15 protein-coding genes and 1 tRNA gene are annotated in these 16,589 nt (G+C 63.5%); 8 read left to right on the forward strand and 8 right to left on the reverse strand.

Going from position 1 to position 16,589, the window contains the following annotated elements; genetic code table 11:
* Positions 1-57 precede the first annotated feature (57 nt).
* The 4 genes from E1218_RS02355 (at position 58) to E1218_RS02370 (ending at position 4,068) form a co-directional block, all read left to right on the forward strand.
* Positions 58-133, forward strand: a tRNA-Lys gene (locus tag E1218_RS02355).
* A 111-nt stretch (positions 134-244) separates the two neighbouring features.
* The gene (locus E1218_RS02360; RefSeq protein ID WP_132315717.1) at positions 245-1,735 is read left to right on the forward strand and encodes a tyrosine-type recombinase/integrase; all 1,491 of its coding nucleotides are present in this window, start codon (positions 245-247) and stop codon (positions 1,733-1,735) included.
* Positions 1,736-1,881: 146 nt separating this feature from the next.
* On the forward strand, positions 1,882-2,547 hold the full coding sequence (locus E1218_RS02365) for a DUF4145 domain-containing protein (protein WP_132315719.1): 666 nt from the start codon (positions 1,882-1,884) through the stop codon (positions 2,545-2,547).
* Positions 2,548-2,793: 246 nt separating this feature from the next.
* Positions 2,794-4,068 (forward strand): transcriptional regulator, encoded by a 1,275-nt coding sequence (locus E1218_RS02370; protein WP_132315721.1) that lies wholly within the window; start codon positions 2,794-2,796, stop codon positions 4,066-4,068.
* Here E1218_RS02370 and E1218_RS02375 read toward each other — a convergent pair.
* The 3 genes from E1218_RS02375 to E1218_RS02385 form a co-directional block, all read right to left on the reverse strand.
* Positions 4,013-5,062 carry a mevalonate kinase family protein gene (locus E1218_RS02375; RefSeq protein WP_132315723.1) on the reverse strand — a complete coding sequence of 350 codons (1,050 nt, stop codon included), beginning with the start codon at positions 5,060-5,062 and terminating at the stop codon, positions 4,013-4,015. The two genes, E1218_RS02370 and E1218_RS02375, sit on opposite strands and share 56 nt — an antisense overlap.
* Entirely contained in the window at positions 5,062-6,162 is a 1,101-nt protein-coding gene (locus E1218_RS02380) for a radical SAM protein (RefSeq protein ID WP_202865726.1), read from the reverse strand. The genes E1218_RS02375 and E1218_RS02380 overlap by 1 nt, the downstream gene beginning before the upstream one ends.
* A 555-nt stretch (positions 6,163-6,717) precedes the next feature.
* Positions 6,718-7,410 carry a hypothetical protein gene (locus E1218_RS02385; protein WP_132315727.1) on the reverse strand — a complete coding sequence of 231 codons (693 nt, stop codon included), beginning with the start codon at positions 7,408-7,410 and terminating at the stop codon, positions 6,718-6,720.
* Between the two features lie 101 nt (positions 7,411-7,511).
* Between E1218_RS02385 and E1218_RS02390 the strand changes: the two genes are divergently transcribed.
* From E1218_RS02390 to E1218_RS02400, 3 genes are read left to right on the forward strand one after another with little or no spacing between them, the layout of a single operon-like run.
* The gene (locus E1218_RS02390; protein WP_202865727.1) at positions 7,512-8,921 is read left to right on the forward strand and encodes a ParB N-terminal domain-containing protein; all 1,410 of its coding nucleotides are present in this window, start codon (positions 7,512-7,514) and stop codon (positions 8,919-8,921) included.
* Complete coding sequence (locus E1218_RS02395) at positions 8,918-10,741, forward strand: DEAD/DEAH box helicase (RefSeq protein ID WP_233711950.1); 1,824 nt, start codon at positions 8,918-8,920, stop codon at positions 10,739-10,741. Before E1218_RS02390 ends, E1218_RS02395 begins: the two co-directional genes overlap by 4 nt.
* Entirely contained in the window at positions 10,725-11,576 is an 852-nt protein-coding gene (locus E1218_RS02400) for a protein NO VEIN domain-containing protein (RefSeq protein WP_132315729.1), read from the forward strand. The genes E1218_RS02395 and E1218_RS02400 overlap by 17 nt, the downstream gene beginning before the upstream one ends.
* Before the next feature lie 136 nt (positions 11,577-11,712).
* On the opposite strand, the gene E1218_RS02405 is transcribed toward E1218_RS02400, so the two are convergent.
* On the reverse strand, positions 11,713-12,168 hold the full coding sequence (locus tag E1218_RS02405) for a very short patch repair endonuclease (RefSeq protein WP_267900264.1): 456 nt from the start codon (positions 12,166-12,168) through the stop codon (positions 11,713-11,715).
* 126 nt (positions 12,169-12,294) lie between these two features.
* On the opposite strand from E1218_RS02405, the gene E1218_RS02410 reads away from it, so the two are divergent.
* The gene (locus E1218_RS02410; RefSeq protein ID WP_202865728.1) at positions 12,295-13,281 is read left to right on the forward strand and encodes a DNA cytosine methyltransferase; all 987 of its coding nucleotides are present in this window, start codon (positions 12,295-12,297) and stop codon (positions 13,279-13,281) included.
* 3 nt (positions 13,282-13,284) lie between these two features.
* Here the strand turns inward: E1218_RS02410 and E1218_RS36500 are convergent, their stop codons facing one another.
* The 4 genes from E1218_RS36500 to E1218_RS02425 form a co-directional block, all read right to left on the reverse strand.
* Entirely contained in the window at positions 13,285-13,791 is a 507-nt protein-coding gene (locus tag E1218_RS36500) for an NgoMIV family type II restriction endonuclease (RefSeq protein ID WP_325052801.1), read from the reverse strand.
* Entirely contained in the window at positions 13,767-14,063 is a 297-nt protein-coding gene (locus E1218_RS36505) for a PDDEXK family nuclease (RefSeq protein WP_202865730.1), read from the reverse strand. The genes E1218_RS36500 and E1218_RS36505 overlap by 25 nt, the downstream gene beginning before the upstream one ends.
* Positions 14,060-14,902: an HNH endonuclease gene (locus E1218_RS02420; protein ID WP_202865731.1), complete on the reverse strand. Its 843-nt coding sequence runs from the start codon at positions 14,900-14,902 to the stop codon at positions 14,060-14,062. The genes E1218_RS36505 and E1218_RS02420 overlap by 4 nt, the downstream gene beginning before the upstream one ends.
* Before the next feature lie 335 nt (positions 14,903-15,237).
* Complete coding sequence (locus tag E1218_RS02425; RefSeq protein WP_132315733.1) at positions 15,238-15,567, reverse strand: hypothetical protein; 330 nt, start codon at positions 15,565-15,567, stop codon at positions 15,238-15,240.
* Positions 15,568-16,589 lie beyond the last annotated feature (1,022 nt).

A 16,589-nucleotide genomic window follows, 5' to 3' on the forward strand; every position in this document is an offset into this window, starting at 1 on the left:
CCCCACCCCCAAACCCCTGGACAAACCTGACACACTGTTCCCCTCACCCTCGTGAGAGGGCCTCTAGCTCAACTGGCAGAGCAGCGGACTTTTAATCCGCGGGTTGTGGGTTCGAGTCCCACGGGGCCTACCAGCCGGAATCGCCTTTGAAATAAGGCGATTCCGTGCCAGGCTAGGACCGTCGACACCTGTCGCTTCAGTTTCCGTGGGATCAAACGTGGTGCGAGTCGCTAGACTTGGGGCCATGGCAAAGGCCCCGAAGAGGCGCCAGCGCGCCCGCGGCTCTGTGGAGGAGCTGCCTAGCGGCGCGCTCCGAGTTGTCGTCTACGCCGGCATCGACCCGGTGACGAAACGCCGCCACTACCTCCGAGAGACGATCCCCGCGAACACGCCGAAGGCGGCAGAAGAGGCCGAACGCGCCATCCGGCGACTCCAGAGCCAGGTCGACGAACGGCGGCAGCCTCGGACCAACGCGAGCCTGAGCCAACTGATCGAGCGCCACCTGGAGCTTGCCGAGCTGGACGAGACCACCCGGCGCACCTACCGCGGGTACGTGCGGAACCACATCGAACCGCTGATCGGCCACGTCAAGGTCGGCGCAGTCGACGCCGATGTCCTCGACTCCTACTACGCCGAACTCCGTCGTTGTCGTCATCATTGCGATCGAAGGCCTTTCACTGAGCACCGCACCAAAACCCAGCACGAGTGCGACCAGCGCTGCCGTTCCCATGAGTGTCGCCCGCTCGGCGCGTCCACAGTTCGTCAGATTCACTTCATTCTGAGCGGCGCCTTTCGGCAAGCCGTTCGGTGGAAGTGGGTATCGGTCAACCCGATGCCCACCGGCAAGCCCCCATCTGCGCCAAAGCCCAATCCCCGGCCCCCGACCGCCGATGAGGCCGCCCGAATCCTCGGCGAAGCCTTCACCGATCCGGCATGGGGCACCTTTGTCTGGCTTGCGATGGTCACCGGCGCCCGGCGCGGCGAGTTGTGCGCTCTCCGCTGGTCCAAGTTCGACCTCGACCAGGGCACCATCGTCATCGACACCAGCGTGGCCCAGAACAGCAGCAAGAAGTGGCTCAAGGACACTAAGACGCACCAACAGCGCCGACTAACGCTGGACACTGAGACCGTCGTCCTGCTGCGTCAGCACCGGCGATCCTGCGACGAAACCGCCGCCAAGCTAGAGACCAAGCTCTGCCCGGACGCCTTCGTGTTCTCCCTGTCCCCCGACAACAGCGAACACCTGGTGCCTGACAGCGTCTCACAGCGCTACAGCAAGCTAGCGGCGCGCCTAGGTATTGATACTCACCTGCACAATCTCCGCCACTACTCGGCTACCGAACTCATCGCCGCCGGAGTCGACATCCGAACCGTCGCCGGCCGCCTGGGGCATGGTGGCGGCGGCACCACAACACTCCGCGTCTACACCGCCTTCGTATCCGAGGCCGACCAGCGAGCCGCAAGAGCGCTCTTCGACCGCCTCCCAAACCGCCCAGAACAGCCCACCGAACGTGAGCGAATCCTTCGAAACCCGCGTGCGCCCTACGAAGCCATCGCGGGCAAGCTAAGCGCCGCCATCGAGTCCGGGCTGCTGCCACCGGGCACCTCACTGCCACCTACGAAGCAGATGGCCGAACAACATGGTGTCTCGCAGGGAACGATCCGCCGCGCTCTCGACCTGCTGCGGACGTGGGACCTCCTCGACGAGTTCCGGCGAATCAACACCGCGAGGTAGCGCGTTCTGCCGCTCACCACGGCGGCGGCATCGCTGACTCAGGGTTCATCGCCGTTCTTTGCAGGCAGGTCGCCCTCGGCTCGGTACTGGCAGCGCTGGATGAATTGCAGCGATACTTGTCCGAGCAAAACCGATGGGGGAGACAGATGACCGATCCGTGGGGGAGCACGCCGCCCAAGCTTCTTGTGTGGTGCACGGACTGCGAGAAGACCGTGCACGCTACCCAGCGCGGCGTGGTGAGCAAGTGGCACGAAGACCAAGGCATCTCGGTCGATACGAAACTGGTGTCGTGCGATGTATGTGATCGTGCCCTGTTATTTGGCCAAGTCGACTGGGGAGACGGTTATGACGAGCCCGTCCGGTGGTGGCCCGACGCCGACCGACCTCTTAATCCTGTGATCCCTGAAGCGCTCCGAAATGAACACGACGAAGCTCGACGCTGTTATTTGGCGAAGGCGTACACCGCCACGGTGGTGATGATCCGAAGGACTCTTGAGGGAGTTTGCGCTAGCCACGGCGTCAACGAGCGTACACTGGTGAAAAGCTTAGACAAGCTGCGAGATGACGGCCGTTTGGACGCTCGCCTCTACGACTGGGCGACGGAGCTACGCCTACTCGGCAACGATGGCGCGCACTACAGCGGCAATCCCGTGAGCCGCGAGTTCGCTCGGGATGCGCTCGACTTTGGTGAAGCCATGCTGGACTACATGTACGTGCTCACTGCGCGTTTCGAGGGTTTCAAGCTACGCCGCCAGGCGGACAGGCAGCAGCACAACCAGGCGAGCACACCTGTCATGTCGCCTGAGAGCTGACAATCCGAGGTCAGCGCGGCGCCCTTCAAGCGTCGGGTAGTCGCGCTATTCCTCGCGCCAATGCGGAACTGGTCCTCACGAGGACGTGCTCGAGTAGCGCCGCGGTTTCTGGTTATTCGACAGCCCCTGCGTCATGACACCTCGCTCGCCGGTAAGCATCTCGAGTTGAAGGTCACCGCTGATGCTCGCCGGACTAAGTCTCGTGAGGCACACTACGCCCATGGTTCGGTGTGGAAGGGGGAACGAATGAGTGCCGATGTCGCGGGGGTAGTTGTCGGTCTCATAGCGCTGGTTGTCGGGGCTATCGGGGCCTTCGCCGCCTTGAGATCCAACTGGTTCGAGAGCACCGCACAGAGTCAGGAAGAATTCCGTGACGTTCGTCGCCAACTGAAGGAGCATCGGCCAGCCTTGGTGGAACTTGCCGCCAAGCTACATACTTCGACGGCCAACGGACCGACGACCGTACCGCGTACGCATCTGCTGACGGACCCGCAGTGGATGCCTGACCGACCTGTTCCACTCGACGCTGTGAGGCTCAGTTGGGTCGGTGGCCGTGTCGGGCGAGCACCGCAAAAGATTCTTCGGGCAGCCCGCAGGGTTCTGCCCGTATCGACCGGCCGCCGCCGTTTCGACAGCTACAGCAACGCACTCGGTGCCCTAGCGCGGCCGACATTGTTCTTTGATAACCCAACCTTCAGCCTCGTGGCCTCGGACTGGACTGACCCCGCATCACCTCAGCTGAGTTTCTCTGAGTGTCGTTACTTTCCAACAATCGACATAGCCGAAGCGTTGTGTCATGAGTTGGCCTCCGTGGCGATCTCTGGTCCAGACGGGGAGGTTCTGCAGCCCAGCTGGCGCTCGATGCCACTGCGTCGCGCGATGCGCTCACGATTGCTGGACCCGACTTTGCGGCCAATCTCGATCGCGGTCAGTACGCTACTGATTCGGCGCAAGCCCGATGGAAACGCTGAGTTCTTTCTCAATCTGCGCGATGCTGAGGCGACCGTCACCTATGCTGGCGCGTATATGGTCGTCCCCACCGGCGTATTTCAGCCAGGCAGCAAGTCGCCAGCGGCGTTGCGCGAAGACTTTGACCTATGGCGAACGATCATGCGTGAGTTCAGCGAGGAGGTGCTAGGCAATCCGGAAGCCGATGGCACGCTAGGGATGACAGTGGACTACGCAAACGAGAGCCCGTACGTCGAGCTCGACCAAGCGCGCTTGGCTGGCGAGATTCGCCCGTACTACCTCGGCTTCGGGCTGGACGCCGTGGAGTTATGGGCGCACGTACTGACTGCCGTTGTGGTGGACGATGCGGCCTTCGGTCGCATCGCGCCAACGCTGGTGGAGAAAAACGCAGAAGGCATCATGATCGGGCACGTACGCACGAAAGCAGGGATCCGGGGCATCCCGCTGTCAAAGGACCAGGTGGACTTCTATCTGTCCGCTGGGATGATGAGTTCACCTAGCGCCGCGTGCCTCGCGCTTGCCTGGCAGCATCGCAGCCTTCTGCTGAGCTGACCACGAGACCGTCATCATCGATCAGGGTTCGATGAATTGCAACCGGAAGGTCGCGCAGTGCGATGACGATCCCGTCGGCGCCGTCTGGGTCCGCAAGAACTATGACACATCCACCGGCGCCAGTTCCGGTCAGCTTGGCACCATAGGCGCCGCGGGACAGAGATCGTTGAACAGTCTCGTCGATCAGATCAGTCGAAACATGTAACCGATCCCGCAGCAGACTTTGACACGCCGTGAACAGTTCACCGAGTCGGTAAGGTGCTGGTCTCGAGCCAGCCAGCAGGTGGCGCATCTCGGCGACCAACGCGGTGGTCTCGTCCACATAAGTGAGCATGTCGGGCTCGTGTGCCGCCCATCGTAGCCGCTTAGTTGCAATTACATCCTTGGTTCGACGCTTGGTGAGCGTGTCAACGATGATGAGTTCCGAATTTGCAGGCATAGCCAGCTGCTCAATCACCGCCGGCGGATCAGCAGTGCAGTCGAGATACTGCACACCGCCTAGAGCGCATCCATAGAAGTCCATCTGCCCCGCCCCCGTCCCCAACTGCTCCATCTCGGTAGCGAATGCGGCCTCGATGACCTGATGATTGTCGAGGGGGCGACAGAACACCTCGTTCAGCGCGGCGACGACAGAGACAACCACGGCGGCGCTGCTGCTCAGGCCCGCCCCCGGCGGCACGGTTGAGCGCACGGCTACGTTCAGCCCATCCAACCGAAGTCCTGTGGTTCGCCGGAAAACAGCTGCGGCAGCGCGAATATGACTAAACGCCTCCGTTGGATCGTTGTGGTCCAAAGCATCTATCGCGACGAGCTTGCGGCGGCTATACGGTGCGCCCGTGCTCAGCCCAAGATGGCGCGGCTTCTCGCGCCGACACACGGCGGCCTCGGCGCGAAGCCCAATTGCGGCAAGGATCGATGGCCCCGTTGTCCAATCCAGATCTTCCCCTGCAAGGCAGATCCGACCGGGACATGAAGCCGTCATCTCCTTGAGCATCAGATGAACAGATCCTCGTCAGTCTGGTCTACCGGCGCCAGCATGGGCATGCCTGCGCCGCTGATCCGGAGGAGTTCTAGGTTGGACTCGTGCCGAATGCAATGGAACTCGCAGTCCGTTCTGGGATCGATTCGTCGCAGCGCCTCGCGTCGCTGGGGTCCTCGCCACAACGTGTTGAAGTCAGTGTTAGTCGGATCGCCGTACCGCGCTCGAGCGTTTCCCCTGTGGTAGGGGCAGACATACGCCCCTGATGGTGTCAATAGCGTGCGCAACTCCAGGGTCGGGCACCAATCGTACTCTTTGAGTTGCGTTGTGGGACCGCCCGACAAGACGACGTCCAGATTGTTGGGCTTCAGCACCGCAAAGGTCTCCGATTGCAGCGCATCGATCCGACCTAATTGCTCGTGCAATTGGCCGACGAGTTTCTCATCCTGGGCGATGATGTAGTGCCCCATGTCGTACTCCGGCTTGACTTCGAAGTAGTCACAACCGATGTCGGCCGCGAGACGCGCAGCGGACTCAACCTCATCGAAGTTCGACTCTACGACCCGCCCAGCCATGTCTCGTCGCGACATCAACAGATAGGAGAATCCGAGCTTGCCGCGCTTCCGCCCGGCGAGCAGCCGCATGTTAGCCACCACCTGCTCGAATTTGGCGCCACCGGACCGAGCCGGACGGAACCGGGCGGAGGTCGAGGAACTGGCGGCATCGACTGAGACTCTGGTCCAGGTGACCTTCTCCGCCAAAACGTCCAGGCATCGGTCAATTGTCGTTCCGTTGGTAGTCAGCCCGACTTGAACGTCAGCTTCAGCCAAAGTTTTGATCACCTGCGGTGTGGCGGGATGAAGCAGTGGTTCTCCCCCGCCGATCAGAATCACTGCGCGAACACCGACGGCAGCCAGCTCCTCGGCGAGTGTGGTTAGACGGTCGCGGGTGAACCTGGCCTTGTTTAGAAGCGGACTACTGATGCACTCCGGACACGCGAGGTCGCAGAAGCTTGTCGGATCTAGCTCGACCACAATCGGCGCCGAAGGCGACTGTCCTCTCGCAAGGGCAGCCAACGCTGGCTGCACCCCCACCTGTCGAAGCTTGCCGGTCAAGTCAAGCGGTCCATGGTTCATTCTACGATCCCCTCCCTAGAGCGCACTTCAGGGTACGGCAGCAGTCACGTTCTGCAGCTCCTTCAGCGCGTCGCCCCGCGGCGTCTCCCTATCAATGGTTCGCTTCAACAGGGACCCGCGGACGGTTGCCACATGCCGCCTGTCGGAACCGAACCAACGACATTCTCATTACGAGGAGGAAGGTCACCGTCACATCTGCCGTCTTCAGGCGTGATTCGTTGCAAGGAACCTATCTCCGGTGCCCGTATTTCTCATCCGTATCTGGCAGTTCGCTCCACGAATGGCTCCACGCCGCCGCTACAACTCCCCCGTCCGCTGGCCCAACTCCGACCCACGATCAGGGGCGGTCTGCACCGCCGCCGGCGTCAACCCCGACCACCACCGGGTCTGGGTGCACGAGGGAACCTCCGCTCTGGTCGTCAGAGATGTGGAGATCGCAGGGCTCCTATTAGCCGCCGCGGCTCATGCTGACCGCCACGTCAGTGGCGAGCGTCTCGCTATGGCCGACGCACGGCACCGAGATCGGGTCAAGCGTCAGGAGATACCCAAGTCTTTGATGATCTGCTCCTTGGACTCCGTGGGCATGCGCCTGTAGGTGGTCCAGGCTCGATCGAGTGGTGTGGGCCCTCGATGGCCTCGCCGTATCCACCGGTAGATCCGGTCCTGGTCGACCTTGTCGAGGTTCCGGATGTCTGAGAGCAGTCTGCCGATGTCGGCACGGTCTGATCGCTCGGTTCCGGCGCGGCAGAATTTGCATAGCGTGACCAACTGCTCGGCATCTGTCCCGTCCGGCAGAGCAACGGTACGCAACGTGACCGAGAGAACGGCGGTCTGGTGGGGTGCCTCGGGGTAGGGCTCGCCGCCGGCAATGCCGCAGTTGGAGCACTGATAGTTATCGGCCGCGAGCGTGGCCTGGCGCTGCTTAGCCGAGACCGTCGTGATCGCGGCCTCGCGGCGGGCGTTGCTGTCCCACACTGCTGTGCCTATTTTGACGAGGCGCTGCTCCCCGGATGCCAGTGAGGCGTCGTCGGTGTTGGTGTGGATTACCCATCCGTAGTCGCGGAGATCGCGGATCCGCCGGTCGGCTTGGGATATCCCTGGGAACGCCTGCCGTACCTGTTCCTTGGTGAAGACCCCTCCCTCGCCCACTTCGGCGGCGAGCCAGAGCGCGCCCTTGATCATCGTGCCCGCCTTCAGTGCGGGGTCGTCCCATCGAGGAACAGTCACGGTAGCTCCGCTAACGCTGGCTGGGGGTCATGGGTTCTCACTGTTCGTGATCGCTGGCAAGATTACACGGGACTCCGAAGGAATCGGGGGAAGGGGCTGGCGTGACTACCAAGAGCGACGTGCCGCCGCAGGGCGAGCAGATTCATTCGATGGTGAAGGAGCGGCTGGAGGAGGCGAGCAAGGCCAACGGGGAGAAGCTCACGATCGAGTGGCGGGGCGAGCAGCGGCATCTCTATGTGATCTCCATGCCGGTCGATCTCCTGTTCTACAACCCGGACACGCACCGGATTCGGGCGCAACGATCGCTCGATCCGGAGCGCGACCGCGGGCTCGACGAAGACCCGTGGAGCCCCGCGAGCCAGGACTACCTTGACCGGCTGCTGAAGTCCCAGCCTTCGGACCCGGACAAGATCGATCCAGATTTCGAGGCGTTGCGGGACAACCTTGAAACTTTCGGCCAGATGACACCTGGCCTGATCACCGTGTTCGGTGTGCTGGTCAACGGGAACACCCGGTGCGCTGCGTTGCGCGAGCTCGGTGAGAAGTACATCCGGGTCGCCGTCCTGCCCGAGACCTCGACGTGGGATGACATCAGCACCGTCGAGCTGGCGCTGCAGCTCCGCAAGGAGCACAAGCGGGACTACTCCTACATCAACAGGCTGATTGCCATCGACGAGCAGCTGAAGCTGGGACGGCGCCCTGAAGACATCGCCAGAGACTTCCACATCAAGACCGCGACTCTTGAGCAGGACCGCTGGGTCCACACCATCATCAGGGACGCGATCGCGCGCAGCCAGACCGATGATGGTGCCGCTCTGCGCATGGTGGACTTCGAGGATCATCAGGAGAAGCTGCGGGAGCTGTATCGGGCTTATACGAAGACTGCGGCGAGCGACCGGGATGAAGCCGAAGCGCTGAAGGAGTCGCGGCTGGCGATGATCGTTCTGGGCTACGCCAAGACTGATGTCCGGCTGGCTCAGGCGGACTTCCACACCAAGTACCTGGATCCGAAGCTCCCGGAAGCCATCAAGCCATCGGTAACGTCGGCAAGCGCGGTCGCCGTTCCCGGCTTAGGGGACCTGACCGTTCCCGAGACGGCGCCAACAGCGAAGGTCAACAAGGCGCTTACGGATTCGCTGCTGAAGGCGAAGGCCCAAAGCCAGCAAGGGCATGCGGATCAAGCCACGGTTGCCGCGGCCTCTGACGCGCTGATGCAAGCAAAGGACGCCTTCGACCGCGCACTTACCCCCGCAGGCCGCGATGTCCGCCTGCAGCAGCGCCGGCTTGCCGCGCCCGAACGGCTGTCGGACGCATGCGATGACATCGAACTTTGCGCCGGCGAGCTGGCACAGGCTCGGGCCACGCGGGCGCTAGACGAGGCGGCGTTCGACGACGCCGTGCTGCGTCTGCGTGAGGTTATGCGCAAGCTGGCGAGGGAGGCGGCCCGGACATTCATCGAGCCCGGTGATGGAGTCGCCTGGCTCCTCGACACGGTCGAGGACCATTCGTGACATCTCCGAGCTTGCAGCTCGCGCTGGGCGATGATGCCGTGACGGCGCGGCTGCGTGCGAGAGCGGGCCGGGAGGAGGACCTCCACAGGCTCGCCACCCGGTTCCGTACGGCGCGTTTCCGGACGTACGGAACCGTCGACGTAGCGATCGAAGATCTCCTGCTGAATCTTGCGGAACTGACGGCCTGGCCTGAGCCGGAAACGGTGAGGTGGGATCCCGAGCTCGCCGCGCTCGCACTGGACACCACCATGGATGCGCGATCCGTTGGGAGCCGACTTGAGGGCCAGGCGATCCCCGAGAGCGCCGAAGTATCACCTGATGATGTACCAAGCGTCCTCGGATCGGGCTGGGTAGGGCCGCTCACCGCATTCCAGCGCCGGGACATCGCGAAGCTTCTCTCGCTCCGCCATGGCGCGAACTTCTCCGTGCCGGGTGCCGGCAAGACCCGCGTCGGCCTGGCCATCTTCCACGCGCTGCGCCAGGCAGGTCAGGTGAACAGGCTGCTGATCGTCGGCCCGAAGTCCTGCTATGAGGCTTGGCAGGAAGAGAACCAGCTCTGCCTCGCCGATCCCCTTCATATGGAAGTACTCGGCTCCGGCATCGATCCGGCCGCGAACGCACTTCTTGTGAACTACGAGCGTCTTCAAGGCTCACTCAATGGACTGGCGCGCTGGCTGACAGCTCAGCCCTCCATGCTCATCCTTGACGAGGCGCACCGGATGAAGCTGGGGACTGAGGGCGTGTACGGCGCCGCCTGCATGGCGCTCGGCCCCAGGGCGCGCCGGCGGCTGATCCTGACCGGCACACCGGCTCCGAATGGCGCCAGGGACCTCGAGAACCTGCTCGGCTTTGTCTGGCCTGGGTATGGACGCCAAGCCGTTGTGAGAGCTGTTGCCGGGGGCAATCTCGCGCATGCAAGTGAGGTGCTGCGCCCGCTGTTCACCCGCACAACGAAGGGCGAGCTCCAGCTTCCGCCTGTCACGGTCACGCAGCGCCTTCTCGATATGCCGCCACTACACCAAGAACTCTACGAAGCCCTGATAGGGCTGTACTCCGCCCGGGCAGCCACGTCACAGGACGATCTGGAGGCCATCGGCCGGATCGTCGTCTATCTGCTCATGGCCGCGATCAGTCCCGCGTTGCTCGCCGTCGGGACGACCAGGTACGAGCCACTGGCCTACCAGGTCCCGCCGCTTGCCATTCCGGAAGGCTCGCCGCTGCTCGACCTCATGCGTGACCTCCCGAGCTACGAGATGTCACCGAAGTATCGCGAGACGCTCGCAATCGTGGCGGAGAATGCAGCCGCTGGGCGCAAGACCCTGGTCTGGTCAACCTTCATCCGAAGCGTCGCCACCCTCGAGGTGATCCTGAAGGAGTTCCAGCCTGCCGTCGTCCATGGCGGCACGGAGGACCGCGAGGATCAGATCGCGCGGTTCCGCACCGACCCAGACTGCCTGGTGCTGTTGTCGAATCCCGCGACACTCGGAGAAGGGATCAGCCTGCATCACGAATGTCATGACGCCGTCTACGTCGACCGCGACTTCGCCGCCGGGCGGTTCCTGCAAAGCCTGGACCGCATCCACCGTCTCGGCCTGAGCCCCGACACTCAAACCAAGATCACGGTGCTGACCAGTACAGGCACCATCGACGAGATCGTGAACCAGCGCCTGGAGATGAAGCTCCAGTTCATGGGGCGCATCCTGGATGACCCAGCAGTCCAGCAGCTGGCCGACCTTGACGAGGAGCCAGCCATCGGGGCCGGGCTCGACCAGCGGGACATGCAGGCACTGATGGGGCACCTTCGTGCCAATTCCACCTGAACCCGTCCTGAGGGCCGCAGCACGCTGGCTCGAACATCTCCCGGCATCCGACCTTGCCCGTACCCGCGCTCTCTTCACAACACACAGCGGCTTCACCGACATCACACCGACTCAGTACGCCGCAGCACTGGACTGGCTGAAGGACGGCGGGCTACTCAGCACCGCCGGGACACGAAGCTCACAACGAGCTTCGCTGTTCGAAGCCGCGGTCTTGGAGAGTCTCTGGTTCAGGGACGCCGACGCTCTGATCAGCTCCCCCGAGGCGCTGCCAGACGACGCTCTGCGGGCCGCGGAGGCTCTTAGCATCGGGCCAGAGGCCGCCCACGCGGTTATCCGGGCCGCATGGGGAAAGGTGGACACAGCCGAACGAGCTCGGCTTGGGGCTGCAGGTGAAGAAGCTCTTGTCGAACTGCTGTCGTCAATCGCGGGTGTGTCCGTCGTTCACGTTGCCAAGGAATCTGACGGCTTCGGTTACGACATCCAGCTCACAACGGACGCGCAGACCGTCCACTTGGAGGTCAAGACGACAACACGCCGCGGGAACCTGAGGATCTACCTGTCCCGTAACGAATACGACACCATGCTTCGCGATAGAGCCTGGACCCTTGTCGCCGTGCGGCTGACCGAGGAACTCAAGCTTGCCGCCCTTGCCACTATCAACCGGGACTGGGTACATGGCGTCGCCCCAGTCGACAGCGCACCAGGCGCCCGGTGGGAAAGTGTCCGGCTCGATGTTCCGCCGGACGTCTTGACCGCCGGCGTGCCGAGACTAATCGACGCGATCCCTCCGCCGCTCGATCCGCTGCTGCTCGGCAAGCCGGCCTGGCCGGGGTGAGATCCTACGGAAATGCGATCTGCCGGCGTCTCGATGCTTGGCTGAATCGGCCTGCCTCGCCACGGACGGCCGCGACATGGCTTCCCGTGGTTTGTACCCATTGGCCTGGCTCCGGAGGCTTACACTCCGTTTCGTACTATCGTGCTCGCCTGACCGCCTCGAGTACTCTCTCGGCCGCGTCGGCGACGGAATCGTGTTCCCAGATCCGGACGACGGTCCATCCGGCCTCGGTCAGAGCCGTCGTGTACATCTCGTCCCGCGCAAGGTTCCGCTCTAACTTCGGTCCCCAGTACCCAGCGTTGCGTGTGGGTGGCCGCCCATGCTCAGGGCAGCAGTGCCAGAAGCAGCCATCGACGAAGACTGCTACGCGGGTCCGGGTGAACACGATGTCGGGCCGCGGCTTGATCGTGCCGAGATCGATGCGCAGATCCTTCCGGAACCGCAGCCCGGCGCGATGCAGCGCCGACCGCAATGCCAGCTCAGGCTTGGTGTCCGTACGGCGGATGGCTGCCATGTTGCGGGACCGGCCCGGGGTCGGTGGAAGGAGCTGTGGTTCTCGTCTCCGCAGGTCATCGACCTCCGGCTTCGACACGCTTCGCAAAATGTCGGCGCCTCCCGCAATGGTGGGGGTTCATGGGAGAAGATGCCTTACGGCTAACCTTCCCCGAGCAGTATCGCTCGCCCTCATGCTACGTACGCCCGGACGGATTGGAGCACCGTGACCGACCTCACGACCCTGGAGATTTGTGCCGGCGCGGGCGGGCAGGCGATCGGTCTAGAACTGGCTGGCTTTGGCCACTCGCTGGCTGTGGAGATTGACCCGGACGCCTGCGAGACGCTCCGACTGAACCGGCCGGAGTGGAAGATCCATGAGGGCGACGTGCGCGAGGTGAACGGCCGCGACTATCGCGGGATCGACCTGTTGGCTGGCGGTGTTCCTTGCCCGCCGTTCAGCATCGCGGGCAAGCAGCTCGGCGCCGATGATGAGCGCGACCTCTTCCCGGAGGCCATCCGCCTTGTACGGGAGGCCAAGCCGACCGCGGTCATGCTGGAGAATGTGAAGGGCCTGGCGACTGCGAAGTTCGCCACATACCGTGAGTCGATCTTGGAGTCCCTGAGCAAGCTCGGATACGCATCCGACTGGCAGGTGCTCAATGCGTCGGAGTACGGAGTTCCGCAGCTGCGGCCACGCTTCATCCTCGTCGCCATCCTGAAGAAGTACGCCGACAACTGGCACTGGCCGGAGCCTGTTGGAACTCCGCCGACGGTCGGTGAGGCGCTGCTCCCGCTTATGCAGAAGGACGGTTGGCAGGGCGCCCGGCTGTGGGCGAAGAAGGCCAATGGGATCGGTCCGACCCTGGTAGGTGGCTCCCGAAAGCATGGCGGCCCTGATCTTGGTCCCACCCGTGCGCGTGCTGCGTGGCTTGAGCTCGGCGTGGACGGCAAGGGTCTTGCTAACGAGGGTCCGACAAGTGAGACCCCGGTTGACCACATCCCGCGGCTGACGTTGCCGATGGCCGCGCTGATCCAGGGCTTTCCGGCCGACTGGCAGTTCTTTGGCCGGAAGACCGCGGCGTATCGGCAGATTGGCAACGCGTTCCCGCCGCCAGTCGCGAAGGCCGTTGGCGTCAGCATCCGCAGGGCCATAGGCGCTGTCGATCAGTTGTCGGCTGCTGCTCCGGTTCAGCGACTCATGGCGGTCTAGGACCTACCAGTACCGCAAGGCCGCGCTGAGAGTGTTGTAGTCGCGCAGCCGTCCCTGGTCGACGACTTCGCCCCAAGCTTCCTGCTGGCCAGTGTTCTTCGACGCGCTCACAGCTGCGGCGAGTTCGTCAAAGGCGACGTGGTACATGGCATCGACCTCACCGGTCCCTCGGGCGATGCTTGCGAGGCGCGTTGGAAGCGGTTCGGCGGTAACGGTGATCAGGTGTGGCTGCCTTCCGCGGCGGTGGCGAACCATCTGGCCAAACTCGTGCCGGATGTTTTGGATCCGGTCCGACCTGATCGTCCACTTGCAGGACACCGCGGCATGCATCCAGGGCTGTGTCGAGGCGGTAGGGGTTCCGACGAGGCCGACGACCACGTCCGGCTTGATCAGGTAGTCCCGGCCCACGGTGACCCGGAGGTTCGGGTTCTTGTCCATGACGCTGTCCAGCGCCGTGAGATGCGCGTATTGGGCGTAGTCGGTGATTAGCGCTCCCGTCTGACCTCCCAGAGTCGTGAGGGGTCGAGGACGGGGAGCTCCTGGGCCAGCGCAGACCTAACGGAATCCTCCAGGTGTGCGCCGGGGTTCGCAGGCGGCTGAGCGGTAGGGATGCCGCCGAGGTTTGGATTCGGGATGCCGAGGCTGGTCAGCATCGCGGCCGCGAGAGTCAAGGACTCCAGGTTGTCCACATCTGCGACGTTGGGCACCCACGCCAACTTCGCCTTGTTCTTGGTGCTGGCTTTCCAGCCGAGCAAACTCGACGCGAACTTGGGCGCGGTCATGCGGTGCCGTCGGTCTTTGCTGCCTTGTTCGCGCGCTCGCGGCGGCGGATCTCGGCGCTGATGCTTCCTTCGGGCCACGGTTCCCAATGCGTGCACTTGTAGTACGTCCTTACCCGCGCACCTTCGTTGTAGCGCTTCTCCACGGATATCTCCCAGTCGAGCGTGCGGAACTCCCGCGTTCTCTTCTGGTAGTCCTCCTGATAGGCCGCAGCGCTTGCCACGATACCGATCAGCTCGGTCGGCACCCATTGTCCCTGCAGCGCCTTGAGCAACTCGCCGATGCGGCGGTGCACTTCCTCGTGGCCGATCGCGGCGCGGATCTCGTCTGCATGCCCGCTATAGGACTGATACCAGGACCGCTTCCCACCGTTGCATTGTTCGCATAGTGGCTGGAGATTCTCCGGCTCGTCTCCGCCGCCCCAGTCTCTTGGAACCTTGTGGTCAACCACCAGGACGACGCCGTGATCGAGCGGCGTCCTTCCACACTGGGCACACCGTTGGGGAGCGAGAATCTGCGCACGAAGCTTGTCGCTGATCCGCGGCCCGGGATGGCGCGGACCGCCGGGGCGCCAGCCCTTCAGGTGATACCTGAATTCCTTGCCGTCACGGATTGCGGGAACGTCAAGGCCACATTCCCGGAGGACCCGAACCCGCCTGTTGACGTGGGTGGCGTGCCTCCCGGCCTGCGAGGCAGCAAACGCCTCGATCTCGGCCATTGTCGGCGGGTGTTGCCGACGGCGGAACAGAAACCCGTAGATCCGTTGCTCCACCGTGCCCGGCACGAGGGCGCGGAGTTCTTCACTGTCGGGCTCCGGCAGGCGCCACTCCTCGCCATTCACTCTGCGCAAGGTAGCCGGCACCCGGGCTCGGTGACGAGCCTAGATCGGTGACAGGCGCGCAAGATGCCGGCCGCCAGGGGATGCGGCAGCCGGGGGCGTAGCCGCTCCCTCAGCGCAAGCCAGTTACTGCCGGTCTATCCGGCCAACGACGCCGGTCGTACCCTGAAGTCCCGTGTAGGCGATCAGAGCCCGGCGGATTACGTCGGAGAGACTCTCTCCGTTCTCGGCAGCCCTGGCTTGGGCAGCCTCCCATAGGTCGTCGGACACCCGAACCGCCCGGACCTTCGTTGCCGACCTGTCACCCTTGCGTGGGTCTGACTGCTCCAGGGCCGACATCATTCCTGTTCGTTCTCGTCTGCGTCGAACCAGACCCACCCGGTGAGGTCGTAGAGAGGCGTGCCATCAGCGGACTCTCCCGCGCGTGGGAACTCCTCGGGCTCGTCGTCGTCGTTCCGCAGGTAGATCAGGGAGTCACCGACCTCGGTCACGTATCCCCAGGTGCCGTTGGGGTCATTACGGCGCCAGGCATAGAGGAAGTCACCGAGCGCGTCGGCGGTCGCAAGCGGCCGAAGCCAGCCGTTCCACCGCTCGTCAAGGACGCGCTCAGCCTTGAGCGCGAGCTCGGGCGTGATGTTCTCCGGTGCGCTGTCGAGGTAGACGTCCATAGGGGCAAGGTTACGCGTGGTCATTACGGTGGCCTCTCCGCTCAAACGGTGTATATACACCAAAGCCTAGCTGGTGTATATACACCAGTCAATAGCGGGGTGCCTGCAGACCGGGCAGGTGAGCGCCTCCCGCCACGTGCCCGAGCCACGCCGAAGGCATGGAAATTGTCGGCGGCCGCTGGGATCGTGTTGTGGTATGGAGCTGACTGGCCGGGATTTCGACCGGATACCGCGGGAGAACCTGCATGTGCCGGTGCGCGAGTTCGCCCGGCTGTGGTTGACGGCTGAGCGGCGCGGTGACGCGCTGTCGGCTGAAGGCCGAGGCGACTGGTACCTAGCAGGCGTGCAGGTGACGTGCCGTTGGCTGGCGTGTGCGTTCGTGACGTTCAACTATCCCACCGGGGCGGTCCGGCAGCGGGCGCGCGCTCCGATCACCGGGAGCACTAGGAAGGCGTACGAGGAGCTGATCGCGCGGGAGACTGAGGCCGCGGAGCGTGCAGTTGCTCGCGGTGGGCACCCTGTTAGGAGCGGCCTGTGGCATGCTTGCCGAGCCAGTCTGAGGTCTGAGCGACGCACGAGCGCCTGTACTTGGTAGGCAAGTGCAGGGTGCCCGCCGGGATGACGCCGCAGGCCGGCCGGAGGGAAGACGGGTTATGTCGCGGAGTCACTGCTGACCACGAATCTCGTGCATGGCCAGGCGATAACCTCTTCAATCGTGAGCTGTCCGTCCTTTACTCCGCTCAATCAACAGAAGATGATGACTATGCAAGATCACCAATGCGCGGCCTGGTTGGGTGAATCCGCAGGTCATGGGTAGATTTGGCAATTGATGGCAAACGATGAGTGCATTCTTGTCAGACTCCGCGGGTTGTGGGTTCGAGTCCCACGGGGCCTACCAGCCAGAGAATGGTCTCTGACCTGCATGAACAGGTTGGAGGCCATCCTGTTAGAGCCTCTATCACTAGTTCGAACTCGCCTGATGACACGGTTCTGACGTAGACGGGCCTAGGATCGGGCTGATG

The organism is Kribbella turkmenica (assembly GCF_004348725.1).
Taxonomy (GTDB): domain Bacteria; phylum Actinomycetota; class Actinomycetes; order Propionibacteriales; family Kribbellaceae; genus Kribbella; species Kribbella turkmenica.